Here is a 16,124-nt window from a genome sequence, read left to right on the forward strand (position 1 = left end):
CTCCATGCGAGTGCTCATTCATCTGAGCTAAGGTGCGCGCTTTATTCGTGCTTGCATGGGACTTGATTATGAACTCCGTTTTTATTGTCGACGATCACCCGGTCATCCGTCTCGCCGTTCGAATGCTGCTGGAGCATGAAGGTTACAAGGTCGTTGGTGAGTCCGATAACGGGGTCGATGCCATGCAAATGGTGCGCGAGTGCATGCCCGACCTGGTCATTCTCGATGTGAGCATTCCCAAGCTCGACGGGCTGGAAGTGCTGGCGCGCTTCAATGCCATGGGCTCCCCCCTGAAAATCCTGATTCTGACGGCACAGTGCCCGACACTGTTCGGCATTCGCTGCATGCAATCCGGCGCATCGGGTTATGTCTGTAAGCAGGAGGAACTGAGCGAGCTGGTCAGCGCAATAAAAGCGGTACTTTCCGGTTACAACTATTTCCCCAGCCAAGCATTGAATCCAGTTCGCAGCGACGATATCCGTTTTGCCGAACTGGAACTTTTCAAATCCGTAAATGATCGCGAATTAATGGTCTTGCAACTGTTCGCCCAAGGTCGAACCAACAAGGAAATCGCCAAAGGCATGTTTCTCAGTAACAAGACCGTCAGCACCTACAAAAAACGCCTGATGCAAAAACTCAAGGCCAAATCCCTTGTAGAACTTATCGAGATGGCCAAACGAAACGCACTCGTGTGAGAGCCCGCATGCCCAGCCGTTTAAAGGACTATTTAATTGCGTTGAGCGCAGGTCTTTACCTGAGCAGCAACGTGTTCGCCATGCCCGGCACTTCACCGGACTATGCCTTGCTCAGCCGGTCGGCGAGCGAATCGGTGCCGGTCACCTTCGAACGGTCCCAACGGCAGTGGCTGCTTGAGCGTCACGAACTGGTTCTCGGCACCTCCGCGCCCGACTACCCGCCTTTTGACATGACGGTCAGTGGCAAGGATTACGAAGGCCTGACGGCCGACTACGCCGGACTCCTCGGCCAAGCCACTGGTTTGCTGATCCGGGTGCAACGTTTCCCCTCTCGGGATGCGGCGATTCGCGCGCTCCTCGATGGCCAGGTCGACCTGCTGGGTACTGCGAACGGGTTTGAAGCGAGCAATGCCAACCTGGCGCTGTCGACACCCTATGCCATTGACCAGCCGGTGCTGGTCACCCGCGAAGACGAAACCCGCTCCCTCACCGAAGGCCTCGCCGGGCTGCGGTTGAGCATGGTCTATCACTACTTGCCGTTGCCCGAAGTCAAAGCGCTGTATCCCAAAGCACTCATCACCTGCTACCCCTCCTACCAGAATGCGATCAACGCCGTTGCATTCGACCAGGCCGATGTCTTTCTCGGCGACACCCTGTCCACGCACTACATGATCAACAAGGGCTACCTGAACAACGTGCGCATGGCCAATTTCGGCAAGCAGGAAGCCCAGGGATTCAGCTTCGCCGTGCGCCGCAACAACCCACAGCTGCTAGGCGTCATCGACTCCGTGCTCAAGGCTGTGCCGGCCAGCGAACGCGAGAATATTGCCAAACGCTGGAGCGCTGGCAGCGATCTGTTGCTCACTGACCAGAAACTGCAACTGACCCAACGCGAAGAGTCCTGGCTCAAACAACACCCGGTGGTCAGCGTGGTGGTCAATGAAGCGTTCGCGCCGCTGACGTTTTTTGACAACGACGGCAATTTTCGCGGTATCAGTGCCGACCTGCTCGAGCTGATCCGTCTGCGCACCGGCCTGCGTTTCGAGGTCCGTCGCAGCCGCAACGATGCGGAAATGATCCAGCAGATAGACCGTCATCAGGCCGATCTGATCGCCGCCTTACTGCCGACGGCGGAGCGCGAAAAAGCCCTCAACTTCAGTCGTCCTTACCTGGAAAACTCCTACGTTCTGCTGACCCGCAAAAGCGCCGATGGCCCGACCAATCTTGGCCAGCTCAAAGACAAACAACTGGCGATTGCTCAGGGCAATCCGATGGTCGAGTACCTGCGCCGCGAGTATCCACGCATCCATTTGATCGAAACGGCGGATACCTTCAGCGCGGTGTCGCTGCTCGCGGAAGGCCAGGTCGACGGCGCGGTGAACTCGCTGGTGATTGCCAACTACTTCATTTCTTCGCGGATTTTCAACCAGCCATTGCAAATCACCACCACCATCGGCACCGGCCAGGCTGCGTTTTCCCTGGCGACCGCCCGCGACAGCACGGAACTGGCGTCGATCATCAACAAAGCTTTGTTGAGCATCGCGCCGGATGAATTGGGCGTGATCAATGGCCGCTGGCGCGGTTACTCCACGGCATCGCAGAACATCTGGCACAACTACCAGCGCTTGTTCTATCAAGTAATCATCGGCGCGTGCCTGTTATTACTGTTGCTATTGGCGTGGAACGCCTACATGCGCAACCAGATCAAACAACGCCAGGCTGCCGAACGTGCGCTGAACGACCAGTTCGAATTCATGCGCTCGCTGGTCGACGGCACACCGCATCCGATTTATGTGCGCGACCGCCAGGGTCTCTTGCAAAGTTGCAATGAAAGCTATCTCGAAGCGTTCAATGCCAAACGCGAAGACGTCATCGGCAAAAGCGTTATCGAGGGTGGTTCCCTGAGCAACGCGTTCGAAGCCCAGGCCTTTCAGGCCGATTACCTGCGCGTCATTACCGAAGGCACCCCGATGGTTGTCGACCGGCCATTACACATCGGCAACCGACGCCTGACGATCTATCACTGGATACTTCCATACCGTGATTCCAGAGGCGACGTGAAAGGCATCATTGGTGGCTGGATCGACATCAGCGAGCGCCGCCAGTTATTCGAGGAGTTGCGCACGGCCAAAGAACAGGCCGATGAGGCCAATCGGGCGAAAAGCACCTTTCTCGCGACCATGAGTCACGAAATCCGTACACCGATGAATGCGGTCATCGGCATGCTCGAACTGACGCTCAAACGCATGGACCAACAACACCCGGATCGCTCTTCGATCGACACCGCCTACCATTCGGCCAAGGACTTGCTGGGGCTGATCGGCGATATTCTCGATATCGCCCGCATCGAATCCGGGCGCCTGAGCCTTTGTCCGGAACGGGTCAATCTGGTCGACACCGTAACGTCAGTGGCAAGGATCTTCGACGGCCTCGCCCGGCAGAAAAACCTCAGCCTGCAAGTCATCTTCAATCCGCCGGATCTGGCCGTCGATGTGTACCTGGACCCACTGCGTTTCAAGCAGATACTGTCGAATCTGGTCAGCAATGCCATCAAGTTCACCGAACAAGGCCAGGTACGGATCACCCTGGATCTGATGAACACCGATGTACCTGCCCGCGCCCTGATGCAACTGACCGTACAGGACAGCGGCGTCGGCATCAGTGCCGAGGATCAGCAGCGTTTGTTCGAACCGTTTGCCCAGGCGGAAAACAGCAGCCAGCAAGGCAGAAGCGGCGCTGGCCTGGGGCTGGTGATCAGTCGCAACCTGTGCGAAATGATGGGCGGACAACTGCAATTGAGCAGTCAGCCGGGCATCGGCACGCAGGTCTGCATCTCCCTGGCCCTGGAAACACTGCCGATACAGGTGAGCACGGTCAAAAGTGAACCTGCGATCAAGACCTCACAGGCACCTCTGCGCGTGCTGGTGGTCGATGACCATCCGGCCAATCGCTTGTTGATGTGTCAGCAACTGGAGTTTCTCGGCCATCGCTTCAGCATTGCCGAGAACGGCTGCGATGGCCTGGAGCTATGGAAGCACGGCCACTTCGATCTGGTGATTGTCGACTGCAACATGCCCTTGATGAATGGCTATGAACTGACCCGCGCCATTCGCCAGCATGAACTGCAGTCCCGTTGTCCGCCCTGCACCGTGCTGGGCTTCACGGCCAATGCGCAGCCCGAGGAAATCCAGCGCTGCAAACAGGCCGGCATGAACGATTGCCTGTTCAAACCCCTGAGCCTGAGCCTGCTCAGCCACTGGGTCGATGGCATCACGCCGACATCAGCGCCACCGGTCTTCAACCTGCAAAGCATGAACACGCTGACCGGTGGCAACCCTGCGCAGGCTCGTCGTCTGCTGGCCGAATTGCTCAAAAGCAGCAGGCTGGACCGCCAGGAACTGCTCGCGCTGTCGCCCGAACATGACCGCGGCGCGCTGGCGGTGGTCGCTCACAAGATCAAAGGGGCCGCGCGTATCGCTCAGGCAACGCGCGTGATCGAGTGTTGCGATGCCCTTGAACAGGCTTGCGCCGAGGCCATGTCGACAGACGAGGTCGCCCGCCGTTGCGAGGCGAGCAACCAGGCGATGCTCGATCTCGAACATGCCTTGCAGCAGCAATTGGCCGTGTCGGATCAGAGCACAATGAGCTTGCCTTAACTATGCTTGGCGCTGAGCAGTGAGTTAAACATCATGGAGAGCCAGAAATGCCCAGCCCACTGCGCCCGGAGCAACGCCGGTTGCCGCTGCACGTGCACATCAGCGTCATGTTCACATTCCTCCTGCTGCTCACCGGGGTCGTGTTGGGGCTGTTCAATTACCGCCAGACCACGCAGATCATCCTGTCGAGCAGCGAGAAGCTGTTCGAGCGGATCGAACAGGACGTACGGCTGGACATGTCCGCCACCTATCAGCCGATCCGCCACCTGCTGAGTTTGCTGGCCGAAAACCCCGCCACTCAGGCCGCACGCCTTGAGCAACGCTTGCCCTTGCTCCGACCGTTCAGCCAGTCGCTCGTCGACAATCCCAATCTGGCCTCGCTGTATCTGGGTTATGCCAATGGCGATTTCTTCATGGTGCGTCCGCTGCGCAGTGCTGCGCTGAAGACGCTGCTCAAGGCCCCTGAAGCGGCGGCGTATCAGGTCTGGAGTATCGAACATGACCCGCAGGGCGCGGTGCGCTCGCAATCGCTGTTCTTCGATCAGGCACTGACGCCGATCAGCCGCCAGGACAACCCCGATGACCGCTACGATCCGCGTAGCCGCGCGTGGTTCAACGATGCTCGCCAGCAAAACCAGCAAATCACCACCGAACCCTACGTGTTTTTTTCCACGCACAACGTCGGCACCACGTTGGCCCGCCGCAGTGGCGAGAACGCCGTGATCGGCGCTGACCTGACGCTGGTCGCCCTGTCGGCGGCGCTGAGCAAACATGTTGTCACACCCTCCACCGAGATTGCCCTGTTCGATGCCGACGGCAACGCCGTGGCCTATCCCGACAGCGAGCGCCTGATCGTCGACAGTAGCAGCGCGCACCTGGCCAAAGCGGCGGATCTGAGTCCGGGCTTGCATGCGCTGTTGTCCGGTGCAGCCACGGGCAATCGCCTGGAGGCCGATGGTCGTCAGTGGATCGTCGCCCGCAGCAGCATTCAGGAGGGTGGTCCGAAAGGCTTGCAGTTGGCGCTGCTGGTGCCGGAAGACGAATTGCTCGTCGATGCCTACCGCTTGCGCTGGCAAGGCGCTCTGATCACCTTGGCGACCCTGCTGTTGTGCCTGCCGCTGGGCTGGGTGATTTCGCGGATTCTGGTCAAGCCGCTGCATGCGCTGGTCAAGGAAGCCGACGCGATTCGCAGTTTCGACTTCAATTTTCCCTTGGCCCGGCGCTCGCCGGTGCTTGAAGTCGACCAGTTGAGCGTGTCGATGGCGCGGATGAAGGACACCCTGGCGAGCTTCTTCCGGATCACCGACACCCTCGGCGCCGAAACCCGCTTCGCCCCGCTGCTGCAACGGGTGCTGTTCGAAACAGTGCAGATCGCCCAGGCGCAGGCAGGGCTGATCTATCTGCGTGAAAGCGACAGCAGCCGCATGGAGCCTTACGGGCTGGTGATCGACGGCACGTCTCAGGCCTTGGAAGCGTTCGACATTCAGGGCCACGACCTGCAACAGAACAAAGGACCGGCGTGGTTCGAACAATTGGTCGGCGCCAACAACGTGGTCAGCAACTTCGGCGTCGATCAGGCCGGGGATCTGCAGAAGGTTCTGTTGGCGATGCAATCGCCACGCATCCATCTGATCGGTATCCGCCTGCACAATCGCCACGACGAAACCATCGGTCTGCTGATTCTGCTGGTGAACGACAGCGGCGCCGCAGCCGACCTGGAAAAACTTCGCCCCGACCGTATCGCTTTCCTCCAGGCTGTGTCCGGCGCTGCGGCGGTGAGCATCGAGAGTCAGCGCCTGCAAGCCCGGCAGAAACAACTGCTCGACGCTTTCATTCAATTGCTCGCCGGCGCCATCGACGCCAAAAGCCCTTACACCGGCGGGCATTGTCAGCGCGTGCCAGAGCTGACGCTGATGCTCGCCCAGGCTGCGGCAGCCAGTCAGGCGCCCGCCTTTCGCGCCTACCAGCCGAACGAGGATGAATGGGAAGCCTTGCACATTGCCGCGTGGCTGCACGATTGCGGCAAGGTCACGACACCGGAATACGTGGTCGACAAAGCCACCAAACTGGAAACCATCAACGACCGTATTCATGAAATTCGCACCCGTTTCGAAGTGCTCAAGCGTGATGCCTGGATCAGTTACTGGCAGGCGCGGGCCTTGGGCGGCGACGAGGGCGCACTGGCCGAGCTGCGCGACGCCACACTGACCGCGCTGGACGATGACTTCGCGTTTGTCGCCCGCTGCAATCTGGGCAGTGAAGCGATGGCCGAAGCCGATCTGCAACGCCTCGATGATCTGGCGCGGCGCACCTGGCTGCGCACCCTGGATGATCGACTGGGTGTGTCATGGGAAGAAAACCGGCGTCAGTCGCGCACGCCGGCACCGGGTTTACCGGTCAGTGAAAAGCTTCTGGCAGACAAGCCCGAGCATTTGCTTGAACGGGACCCGAACGAGTTGATCCCCGAAGACAACCCGTGGGGCTTCAAGCTGGATGTGCCGCGCTACAAATACAATCGTGGCGAGCTGTACAACCTGAGTATCAGCCGCGGCACGCTGACCCGCGAAGAGCGTTACGTGATCAATCACCACATGGTGCAGACGATCATGATGCTCAGCCACCTGCCCTTCCCCGGCCATCTCGACAGCATTGCCGAGATCGCCGGCGGTCATCATGAAAAAATGGACGGCACCGGTTACCCGAAACGCCTGAAGCGTGAAGACATGAGCCTGCCGGCGCGGATGATGGCGATTGCCGATATCTTCGAGGCGCTGACCGCCGCCGACCGCCCGTACAAGAAAGCCAAAACCTTGAATGAGGCATTGGCGATCATGGCGACCATGTGCCGCGAGGCGCACATCGATGCCCAGCTGTTTGGCTTGTTCATCAACGAAGGCGTGTACATGCAGTACGCCGTGCGCTTTCTCGATCCCGGGCAAATCGACAACGTGGATCCGGCCAGCCTGTTGCACAAGGCTGGCCTCACCGCGTGATCAGCAGTCGGTCAGACGCAGGAAAATCGCCGCCAGTTGCTCGATGCCGGCCTGATCCTGCGCGGTAAAACGCGACAGTTTCGGGCTGTCGAGGTCGAGGACACCGATCAGGCGCCCGTCCTTGACCAGCGGCACGACCAGCTCACTGTTCGAAGCGCTGTCGCAGGCGATATGCCCCGGGAACGCGTGCACGTCTTCAACGCGCTGGGTTTGCAAAGAGGCCGCCGCCGCACCACACACGCCACGCCCGAACGGAATGCGTACGCAAGCGATCTGCCCCTGGAACGGGCCAAGCACCAGTTCTTCATTGCGATTGAGGTAAAAACCCGCCCAGTTCAGATCATCGAGCTGGTTGAACAGGAACGCCGAAAACTGCGCGGCGTTAGCGATGAAATCGCGCTCATCCGCCAGCAGCGATTCCAGTTGTGCGGCCAACATGCCATAGCCTTCGAGGCCCTGGCCGCTTTGTTGCAAATCAATCATGCCTTGTGCTCCAACAATTTCAGTCCCACCCAGTAACGGGCGAATTGGTACGCGCAACGTCCGTTGCGATTACCGCGGCCGGTGGCCCAACGCACGGCAAGGATGTCCAGCTCTTCGTCGCGCTGCCAGCTCAGGCCGGCCTTGGCAGCCAATTGGCCAACCCAGTGTTCAACGACGTTGAGGAAGTGTTCTTGGGTAAACGGGTAGAACGACAGCCACAGACCGAAACGGTCCGACAGCGCGATCTTGTCTTCCACGGCTTCGCTGGGGTGCAGTTCGCCGTCGACGCGTTTCCAGTTTTCGTTGTCGCTTTCCTTCTCCGGCACCAGGTGGCGACGGTTGGAAGTGGCGTACAGCAAGACGTTGTCCGGGGCCTGCTCAAGCGAGCCGTCGAGCACACTTTTGAGCACGCGGTAATCGCCTTCACCGGATTCGAACGACAAGTCATCGCAAAACAGCACGAAACGCTGCGGCAGTTTGCCGATCTGCTCGACCACTCGTGGCAGATCCGCCAGATGGTCGCGCTCGATCTCGATCAGGCGCAGGCCCGCGGCGGCGTGTTCCGCCAGCAACGCGCGCACCAGCGACGACTTGCCGGTACCGCGCGAGCCCCAGAGCAATGCATGGTTGGCCGGCATGCCATCGAGGAATTGCTGGGTGTTGCGCCCCAGTTGTTCGAGCTGACGGTCGACACCGATCAGGTCGGACAGGCGCATGTCGAGGCTGACTTCCAGCGGCAACAGATAGCCGCTGAGCCCGTCGCGCTGCCAGCGCGCCGCCAGACAAGTGCCCCAGTCGATCACCGGCCGTGGTGCCGGCAACAACGGTTCGATCCGCGCCAGAACCGACTCGGCGCGTTCAAGAAAAGCATTCAATCGGGAATCCACGTCTTCTCCTCGGGCACGTTCACAGTGATGATGGCGATTGCTGCGACGACACACAGATGAAATTCACCCTACCAAGCCTTGTTACAAGGCGATTCGGGAACCTCGGTATCCATACATGATCGACTATGCTTGAGCAGCGAAGGGAAACGGAAGTGGTTCAACACCCCATGGATATCAAATTCACCCACCGGCTGTCTTACAAGCAAGCCAGGCTTACCGTGCTGGTCGGGTTCATTCTGGGCACGCTGCTCAGCCTGCTGCAAATCGGCATCGATTATGCCAGTGAAGACGCCTCCATCAACCGTGAAATCCTGTCTTTGCTGGAAATCAGCCATAACCCGGCCTCACGGATCGCCTACAACATCGACGCCGAACTGGCGCAGGAACTGACCCTGGGCCTGTTGCGCTCACCGGCGATCATTTCGGCGCAACTGATCGACAACAACAGTACGGTGCTGGCCAGCGTCAAACGCCCGGAACTGCAAAGCGGCTATCGGGTGATCAGCGACTTCCTGTTTGGCGCCAAACGCCAGTTCGAGGATCGTCTGTACCTGGATCATCTGCCCAACGAATCGCTCGGGGTGTTGAGCCTTGAGGTCGACACCTATGCCTTTGGCAGCCGTTTTCTGCGCCGGGCCGAGGTGACCCTGCTCAATGGCTTCGCCCGCAGCCTGATTCTCACCGGCATCCTGTTGGCGCTGTTCTACGTGATGCTGACCAAACCGTTGGTGCGGGTGATCCGCGAACTCAGTGGACGCGACCCGCGCAGCGCCGAGCCGACCACACTGGAGTGCCCGTCCGGCCACGGCAACGATGAAATCGGTGTGCTGGTCAAAGTCGCCAATCAGCAATTCGAGAACATTGCCACCGAGATCCAGCAACGGCGCAACGCCGAAAACCGCCTGACCGACTACCTCGGGCAACTGGAAAACATCGTCTCGGCGCGCACCGCCGAACTCAAGGCAATCAACGCGCGGCTCAGCCAGTCCAATCAGGAACTCGAAGTCGCCCGCAGCACCGCGCTGGAAATGGCCGAGGCCCGCTCAGCGTTCCTCGCCAACATGAGCCATGAGATCCGCACGCCGCTCAACGGCCTGCTGGGGATGATCGCGCTGTCACTCGACGGCCCGTTGAATGCCGAACAACAGCAACAACTGTCGATCGCCCACGATTCGGGCAAGGTGCTGGTCGAGTTGCTCAACGATATTCTCGACCTGTCGAAATTCGATGCCGGGCAACTGGAGCTTGAGCACATCCCGTTCGATCTCGGCTCATTGATCGAAGACACCGCCAACCTGCTGTCGCAGAACGCCGCGCCGAGCGTCGAGCTGACCTGCCTGATCGATCCGCACTTCCCGGCACTGGTGCTGGGCGATCCGACCCGCGTGCGGCAGATCGTCAGCAACCTGCTGTCCAACGCGCTGAAATTCACCCGCTTCGGCCGCGTGGATGTGCGCTTGTCGACCGACAAGGATGGCGTGCGCATCGAGGTCTGCGACACCGGCATCGGTATCGCCCAGGATGCGCAGCTGAAAATCTTCCAGCCGTTCACTCAAGCGGGTGCCGGCATCACTCGACAGTACGGCGGCACCGGGCTGGGGCTTGCGCTGACCTACAACCTTTGCGAAGCGATGCAGGGGCGCCTGACCATCAGTTCCGAGACCGGGTTTGGCAGTCAGTTCTGTGCCGAGTTGCCACTGCCCTGCCATACCCGCGCGCTCGCCCCGGCGCCGCTGCACGGTAAAGTCCTCGCCATCACTGCGGCCAGCAGCGGTCTGGCGGAACTGTTGCAGAGTCTGCTGCCGGTCTGGGGCCTGGCGTATGAGCAGCGCACCATCGATGACTCACTGCTGGGTCTGACGCCGGACGTGGTGATTACCGATTGTCCTGAATGCCTGTTCGGATTACGCCCGACCCAAGGTGCGCCGATTTTGCTGGTGACCGCCTACGGCAGCTTCCTGCCGAGCGAAGAAGCGGCCGCGCTCGCCCCTCTGCAACAACAGGCACGGCCGTTGGCGCGCAACGCGCTCTACCAGAACCTGCGGCGCACTCTGCAACCGGACGTGGTCGCCATCAACGATGCACAACTCGAAACGTCGCCCTCGGTGCGCCGCGGGCGGGTGTTGCTGGTCGAGGACAACCCGGTCAATCAGCTGGTGGCCAAAGGCATGCTCGGCAAACTCGGCTGCGAGGTCATCGTCGCCGCCCACGGTGCCGAAGCGCTGGATCAATTGGAGTATCACGAATTCGATCTGGTGCTGATGGACTGCAACATGCCTGTCATGGATGGCTACGAAGCCAGCCGGCAGATTCGTCAGAGCGGGCGCTGGCCGCACCTGCCCATCGTCGCCCTGACTGCCAACGCCATGTCCGAGGAACGTGAGCGCTGTCGCGCCGCCGGCATGAGTGACTATCTGGCCAAGCCGTTCCGCCGAGAAGAACTGGCGGCACTGCTCGATCAATGGATCCCGACTACGACAGCGCTTTGATCTGCCCCAGCAAGTGATCGAGACCGTTGCGCAGGTCATTGAGGCGATCCAGATCCACCCCGCTGTCACACAGCAGACGAGCCTTGAGCGGCCCGACCTGCTCGCGCAAGGCTTGGCCGGCCGGTGTCAGGCTCAGGTGCACTTCCCGTTCGTCACGCGTCGAACGCTGGCGCTGCACCCACTGCAATTGCTGCAGACGCTTGAGCAACGGCGTCAGCGTGCCCGAGTCCAGCGCCAGGCGCTCGCCCAAGGCCTTGACGGTCGGTTGCTCCGGCGCGGCGTCCTGCCATTCCCACAGCACCAGCATCGCCAGGTATTGCGGGTAGGTCAGACCGAGCTGATCGAGCATCGGCTTGTAGGCACGAATCACCGCCCGGGAGGCGGCGTACAACTTGAAGCACAACTGACTGTCGAGCTTCAGCGAATCGACCGGCAGGCTGTTCATTTGAGCAGAGCTTCGATCTCGCGGCTCAGGTCCTGCGGCTTGGTGGCAGGGGCGAAGCGCTTGACCAACTGGCCGTCCTTGCCGATGAGGAACTTGGTGAAGTTCCACTTGATGCCTTGGGAGCCGAGTACGCCCGGGGCGCGTTTCTTCAACTGCACGAACAGTGGATGCGCGCCGGCGCCGTTGACTTCGATCTTCTTGAACAGCGGAAAGCTGACGCCGAAGTTCAGCTCGCAGAATTCGCTGATCGCCCCTTCGTTACCCGGCTCTTGCTTGCCGAACTGATTGCACGGAAAGCCCAAGACCACCAAGCCCTGATCCTTGTAGGTCTGCCACAGCTCCTCAAGGCCTTTGTATTGCGGGGTGAAGCCGCACTTGCTCGCAGTGTTGACCACCAGAACCGCTTTGCCGGCGAAATCAGCCAGGGTCTTTTGCTCACCCTTGATGGTGGTGCACGGAATGTTCAGCAGGTTGTCGCTCATGGCATGGGGCTCCGCAGACAGTCGGGAAAGGCCAAACATAGCGAGCAATTAAATTGTGTGCAATTTAATTATCGAATAACAAGGCGACCCAAAGGTCGCCTTCGATCGTTTATGCGCGCGGTTCGAGGTTCAGGCACACCGAGTTGATGCAATAACGCAGGCCGGTCGGCGGCGGGCCGTCGGGGAATACGTGACCCAGATGCGCATCGCAGCGCGCGCACTTCACTTCCGTGCGGATCATGCCGTGCGTGGTATCACGGATTTCGGTCATCGCGCTTTCGCCAATCGGCGCGTAGAAGCTCGGCCAGCCGCAGCCGGAGTCGAATTTGGTCTTGGAATCGAACAGCGCTTCGTTGCAGCAAACGCAGTGATAGACCCCGTCGGTCTTGGTGTCGTTATATTTGCCGGAGAACGGCCGCTCGGTCGCACTCAGACGACAAACGTTGTATTGCTCGGGGTCGAGCATCGCCCGCCATTCTTCCAGGGTTTTTTCCAACTTTTCCATCATCACACCTCAGCGGCTGAAAAAGCCCGATCTGTACCTTTTCCACGGATCGGGCGGCACGTATGATTGCGCCTCGTCACGCACCAGTCTGGCAGCCAGACCGGGCGCATTCAAACGGATTATGGGAGCCACGGCTCAAGACGTCCGCCTGTGTGAAAACACAGGAATCCCAGCACGGTTGTCCATTCGCCGCCTGGATCGTTCATTTTCGGGATCACATCGCCATGCAGTTCAGCAAATCGAACAAGCTCGCCAACGTCTGCTACGACATTCGCGGCCCGGTGCTCAAGCACGCCAAACGACTGGAAGAGGAAGGCCAGCGCATCCTCAAGCTGAACATCGGCAACCCGGCGCCGTTTGGTTTCGAAGCGCCGGACGAAATTCTTCAGGATGTGATCCGCAACCTGCCGACCGCGCAAGGCTACAGCGACTCCAAAGGCCTGTTCAGCGCGCGCAAAGCGGTGATGCAGTACTACCAGCAGAAGAATGTCGAAGGTGTCGGCATCGAAGACATCTACCTGGGCAACGGCGTGTCCGAGCTGATCGTGATGTCGCTGCAGGCGCTGCTCAACAACGGCGACGAAGTGCTGGTGCCAGCCCCGGACTATCCGCTGTGGACTGCCGCCGTCAGCCTCGCTGGCGGTAATGCCGTGCATTACCTGTGCGACGAAGGCGCCGACTGGTTCCCGGATCTTGCCGACATCAAGGCCAAGATCACCCCGAACACCAAAGCCATGGTGATCATCAACCCGAACAACCCGACCGGCGCGGTGTATTCGAAGGAAGTGTTGCTGGGCATGCTGGAAATTGCTCGCGCGCACAACCTTGTGGTGTTCTCCGACGAAATCTACGACAAGATTCTGTATGACGATGCCGTGCACATCTGCACCGCGTCGCTGGCGCCAGACCTGTTGTGCCTGACCTTCAACGGTCTGTCGAAGTCCTACCGCGTGGCCGGTTTCCGTTCCGGCTGGATCGCCATCTCCGGGCCGAAACACAACGCGCAGAGCTACATCGAAGGCATCGACATGCTGGCCAACATGCGTCTGTGCGCCAACGTGCCGAGCCAGCATGCGATCCAGACCGCTCTGGGCGGCTACCAGAGCATCAACGATCTGGTGCTGCCGCAGGGTCGTCTGCTGGAACAGCGTAATCGCACCTGGGAGTTGCTCAACGACATTCCGGGCGTGAGCTGCGTCAAGCCGATGGGCGCGCTGTACGCGTTCCCGAAAATCGACCCGAAGGTCTGCCCGATCCACAACGACGAGAAGTTCGTCCTCGACCTGCTGCTCTCCGAGAAGCTGCTGGTGGTGCAAGGCACGGCCTTCAACTGGCCGTGGCCGGATCACTTCCGTGTGGTCACCCTGCCTCGCGTCGATGATCTGGAAATGGCCATCGGCCGTATCGGCAACTTCCTCAAGTCCTACCGCCAGTAACTGGCCAGCAGTGCGCAACGGCCAAACGTTGCGCACTGTCTGATTCAGCAACACTTCTGCGTTCCACCTTCGCGCACGCCTTCTACACTTGCGATTCATACCGTTTACCTGCGTCCGGCGTAATGACGACGGGTCGCGGCTGGCCGTCATCCCTATCGTTTTCTGTCGTGGGAAATGTGCCGAGCACCGAAGAATCCGCTGTAGGACACAGTTTGAAATAGTCACTCAGTTGAATAGCCCGGTGCGGCACCTTATATACCCCGCAGTACGCTACATCTTTAGCTTGAGGAGATTTCTACAACCATGATGCGCATCCTGCTGTTTTTGGCCACTAACCTGGCGGTCGTGCTGATAGCCAGCATCACCCTGAGCCTGTTCGGCTTCAACGGGTTCATGGCGGCCAACGGGGTTGATCTCGACCTTAGTCAGCTGCTGGTTTTCTGTGCAGTCTTTGGTTTCGCCGGCTCGCTGTTCTCGCTGTTCATCTCCAAGTGGATGGCGAAGATGAGCACCGGTACCCAGATCATCAGCCAGCCACGCACCCGGCATGAGCAATGGCTGCTGCAAACCGTCGAGCAACTGTCCCGCGAAGCCGGGATCAAGATGCCCGAAGTCGGCATTTTCCCGGCCTACGAAGCAAACGCCTTCGCCACCGGCTGGAACAAGAACGACGCGCTGGTCGCGGTCAGCCAGGGCTTGCTCGAGCGCTTCTCACCCGATGAAGTGAAAGCTGTACTGGCCCACGAAATCGGTCACGTGGCCAACGGCGACATGGTCACCCTGGCGCTGATTCAGGGCGTGGTGAACACTTTCGTGATGTTCTTTGCGCGGATCATCGGCAACTTCGTCGACAAGGTGATTTTCAAGAACGAAGAAGGCCAGGGCATCGCTTACTACGTGGCGACCATCTTCGCCGAACTGGTACTGGGCATTCTCGCCAGTGCGATCGTCATGTGGTTCTCGCGCAAACGCGAATTCCGTGCCGACGAAGCCGGCGCCCGTCTGGCCGGCACCAGCGCGATGATCGGTGCACTGCAACGCCTGCGTGCCGAACAGGGCCTGCCGGTGCACATGCCGGACACCCTGAACGCCTTCGGCATCAACGGTGGCATCAAACAGGGCTTCGCCCGCATGTTCATGAGCCACCCGCCGCTGGAAGAGCGTATCGACGCGCTGCGTCGTCGCGGTTGATCAGATTGGCGTAAAAACAAGAGGCCCGCAGTGATGCGGGCCTTTTTTTGCCTTGATCAATTGGCTGTTCTCACTGGCCTCATCGCGAGCAGGCTCACTCCTACAGGGTTCTGTGGCGGTCACACAATCTGCGATTCAGCACAAATCACTGTAGGAGTGAGCCTGCTCGCGATGAGGCCAGAAAATCCCACGCTATTTATCGGGAAGAAACGCGGTACACCCGCTCCTCCAGCCGCGTCACACCCGCCTGCAGGAACTTCCCGCTCTCAGCCAGCACATCCTGCGCCTCCAGCTCCTGCACCTGCCAGGCATCCCCCAGCAACCGCTGCACTTCATCATCCCCCACCGCAAACGGCGGCCCCGGCATCTGCGCCTGATCGTAATCCAGCGTAATCAACAACCCTTGTACCCCTTGCGGGAGAATCCGCTGAAGATGCGCCGCATACCGCTCACGCATCGGCGCTGGCAAGGCAATCAGTGCGGCACGGTCGTATATCGCCGTGCAATCGGCCACATCGCCCGCCGTCAGCGCAAAAAAATCCCCGCACCACAACTCGATGGCATCGCCACGATAGACCTTGAACGCGCCCTTCTCGCTGATCTGCGGCTGTATCTGATGCTCACTGAAAAAGTCTTCAATAGCCTTCTCCGACAACTCGATACCGAGCACCTGATGACCGCGGCCTGCCAGCCACGCCAGATCCAGACTTTTCCCACACAAAGGCACGAGCACCCGCGCCGATGCCGGGGCCGCCCAGTGCCGCTGCAGATACGGGTTCACCTCGGGCAGATGAAAACCAATCTGCCCCGAAGCCCACTTCTTGTGCCAAAACTCAGGCTGCATGTATCACTCCCAATAATT

At 59.8% G+C, this 16,124-nt stretch carries 12 protein-coding genes; 6 read left to right on the forward strand and 6 right to left on the reverse strand.

The genetic code is table 11. From position 1 onward, the window contains the following. Positions 1-68 precede the first annotated feature (68 nt). The 3 genes from AC5SEM_RS16970 to AC5SEM_RS16980 are packed head-to-tail and all read left to right on the forward strand — an operon-like array spanning position 69 to position 7,344. Positions 69-695: a response regulator transcription factor gene (locus AC5SEM_RS16970; RefSeq protein ID WP_122608539.1), complete on the forward strand. Its 627-nt coding sequence runs from the start codon at positions 69-71 to the stop codon at positions 693-695. An 8-nt stretch (positions 696-703) separates the two neighbouring features. After that, on the forward strand, positions 704-4,351 hold the full coding sequence (locus tag AC5SEM_RS16975) for a transporter substrate-binding domain-containing protein (RefSeq protein ID WP_495470884.1): 3,648 nt from the start codon (positions 704-706) through the stop codon (positions 4,349-4,351). 47 nt (positions 4,352-4,398) lie between these two features. Beyond that, the gene (locus tag AC5SEM_RS16980) at positions 4,399-7,344 is read left to right on the forward strand and encodes an HD domain-containing phosphohydrolase (protein WP_495470885.1); all 2,946 of its coding nucleotides are present in this window, start codon (positions 4,399-4,401) and stop codon (positions 7,342-7,344) included. Here the strand turns inward: AC5SEM_RS16980 and AC5SEM_RS16985 are convergent, their stop codons facing one another. Further along, on the reverse strand, positions 7,345-7,827 hold the full coding sequence (locus AC5SEM_RS16985) for a GAF domain-containing protein (protein WP_495470886.1): 483 nt from the start codon (positions 7,825-7,827) through the stop codon (positions 7,345-7,347). It abuts the gene before it with no gap. Beyond that, positions 7,824-8,714: an ATP-binding protein gene (locus AC5SEM_RS16990; RefSeq protein WP_495470887.1), complete on the reverse strand. Its 891-nt coding sequence runs from the start codon at positions 8,712-8,714 to the stop codon at positions 7,824-7,826. The genes AC5SEM_RS16985 and AC5SEM_RS16990 overlap by 4 nt, the downstream gene beginning before the upstream one ends. Positions 8,715-8,881: 167 nt before the next feature. On the opposite strand from AC5SEM_RS16990, the gene AC5SEM_RS16995 reads away from it, so the two are divergent. Beyond that, positions 8,882-11,203 carry a hybrid sensor histidine kinase/response regulator gene (locus AC5SEM_RS16995; protein ID WP_116030540.1) on the forward strand — a complete coding sequence of 774 codons (2,322 nt, stop codon included), beginning with the start codon at positions 8,882-8,884 and terminating at the stop codon, positions 11,201-11,203. Here the strand turns inward: AC5SEM_RS16995 and AC5SEM_RS17000 are convergent. The 3 genes from AC5SEM_RS17000 to msrB all read right to left on the reverse strand — a co-directional run bounded on the left by AC5SEM_RS17000 (position 11,187) and on the right by msrB (position 12,635). Continuing rightward, positions 11,187-11,648: a MarR family winged helix-turn-helix transcriptional regulator gene (locus tag AC5SEM_RS17000; RefSeq protein ID WP_495470888.1), complete on the reverse strand. Its 462-nt coding sequence runs from the start codon at positions 11,646-11,648 to the stop codon at positions 11,187-11,189. The two genes, AC5SEM_RS16995 and AC5SEM_RS17000, sit on opposite strands and share 17 nt — an antisense overlap. Next, positions 11,645-12,130, reverse strand: a complete 486-nt coding sequence (locus AC5SEM_RS17005) for a glutathione peroxidase (RefSeq protein WP_034155230.1) — start codon at positions 12,128-12,130, stop codon at positions 11,645-11,647. The genes AC5SEM_RS17000 and AC5SEM_RS17005 overlap by 4 nt, the downstream gene beginning before the upstream one ends. Before the next feature lie 109 nt (positions 12,131-12,239). Further along, positions 12,240-12,635 (reverse strand): peptide-methionine (R)-S-oxide reductase MsrB, encoded by a 396-nt coding sequence (gene msrB, locus AC5SEM_RS17010; RefSeq protein ID WP_095120468.1) that lies wholly within the window; start codon positions 12,633-12,635, stop codon positions 12,240-12,242. A 224-nt stretch (positions 12,636-12,859) separates the two neighbouring features. Between msrB and AC5SEM_RS17015 the strand changes: the two genes are divergently transcribed. Both AC5SEM_RS17015 and htpX read left to right on the forward strand, forming a co-directional pair. Continuing rightward, entirely contained in the window at positions 12,860-14,071 is a 1,212-nt protein-coding gene (locus AC5SEM_RS17015; protein ID WP_007908620.1) for a pyridoxal phosphate-dependent aminotransferase, read from the forward strand. 303 nt (positions 14,072-14,374) lie between these two features. Then, positions 14,375-15,262, forward strand: coding sequence for a protease HtpX (gene htpX, locus AC5SEM_RS17020; RefSeq protein WP_007908619.1), 888 nt, complete (start codon positions 14,375-14,377; stop codon positions 15,260-15,262). Between the two features lie 196 nt (positions 15,263-15,458). Here htpX and AC5SEM_RS17025 read toward each other — a convergent pair whose 3' ends face one another. Then, the gene (locus tag AC5SEM_RS17025) at positions 15,459-16,106 is read right to left on the reverse strand and encodes a thiopurine S-methyltransferase (protein WP_495470889.1); all 648 of its coding nucleotides are present in this window, start codon (positions 16,104-16,106) and stop codon (positions 15,459-15,461) included. Positions 16,107-16,124 lie beyond the last annotated feature (18 nt).

It is taken from the genome of Pseudomonas sp. CH61, assembly GCF_059429415.1.

Bases quoted from the DNA above. Each gene is read 5' to 3' on its own strand.
- AC5SEM_RS16980 (WP_495470885.1), top strand. From the start codon at position 4,399: ATGCCCAGCCCACTGCGCCCGGAGCAACGCCGGTTGCCGCTGCACGTG.
- AC5SEM_RS16975 (WP_495470884.1), top strand. From the start codon at position 704: ATGCCCAGCCGTTTAAAGGACTATTTAATTGCGTTGAGCGCAGGTCTT.
- AC5SEM_RS17005 (WP_034155230.1), bottom strand. From the start codon at position 12,130: ATGAGCGACAACCTGCTGAACATTCCGTGCACCACCATCAAGGGTGAG.
- AC5SEM_RS17025 (WP_495470889.1), bottom strand. From the start codon at position 16,106: ATGCAGCCTGAGTTTTGGCACAAGAAGTGGGCTTCGGGGCAGATTGGT.
- AC5SEM_RS16970 (WP_122608539.1), top strand. From the start codon at position 69: ATGAACTCCGTTTTTATTGTCGACGATCACCCGGTCATCCGTCTCGCC.
- AC5SEM_RS17000 (WP_495470888.1), bottom strand. From the start codon at position 11,648: ATGAACAGCCTGCCGGTCGATTCGCTGAAGCTCGACAGTCAGTTGTGC.
- AC5SEM_RS17015 (WP_007908620.1), top strand. From the start codon at position 12,860: ATGCAGTTCAGCAAATCGAACAAGCTCGCCAACGTCTGCTACGACATT.
- AC5SEM_RS16995 (WP_116030540.1), top strand. From the start codon at position 8,882: ATGGATATCAAATTCACCCACCGGCTGTCTTACAAGCAAGCCAGGCTT.
- AC5SEM_RS16985 (WP_495470886.1), bottom strand. From the start codon at position 7,827: ATGATTGATTTGCAACAAAGCGGCCAGGGCCTCGAAGGCTATGGCATG.
- htpX (WP_007908619.1), top strand. From the start codon at position 14,375: ATGATGCGCATCCTGCTGTTTTTGGCCACTAACCTGGCGGTCGTGCTG.
- msrB (WP_095120468.1), bottom strand. From the start codon at position 12,635: ATGGAAAAGTTGGAAAAAACCCTGGAAGAATGGCGGGCGATGCTCGAC.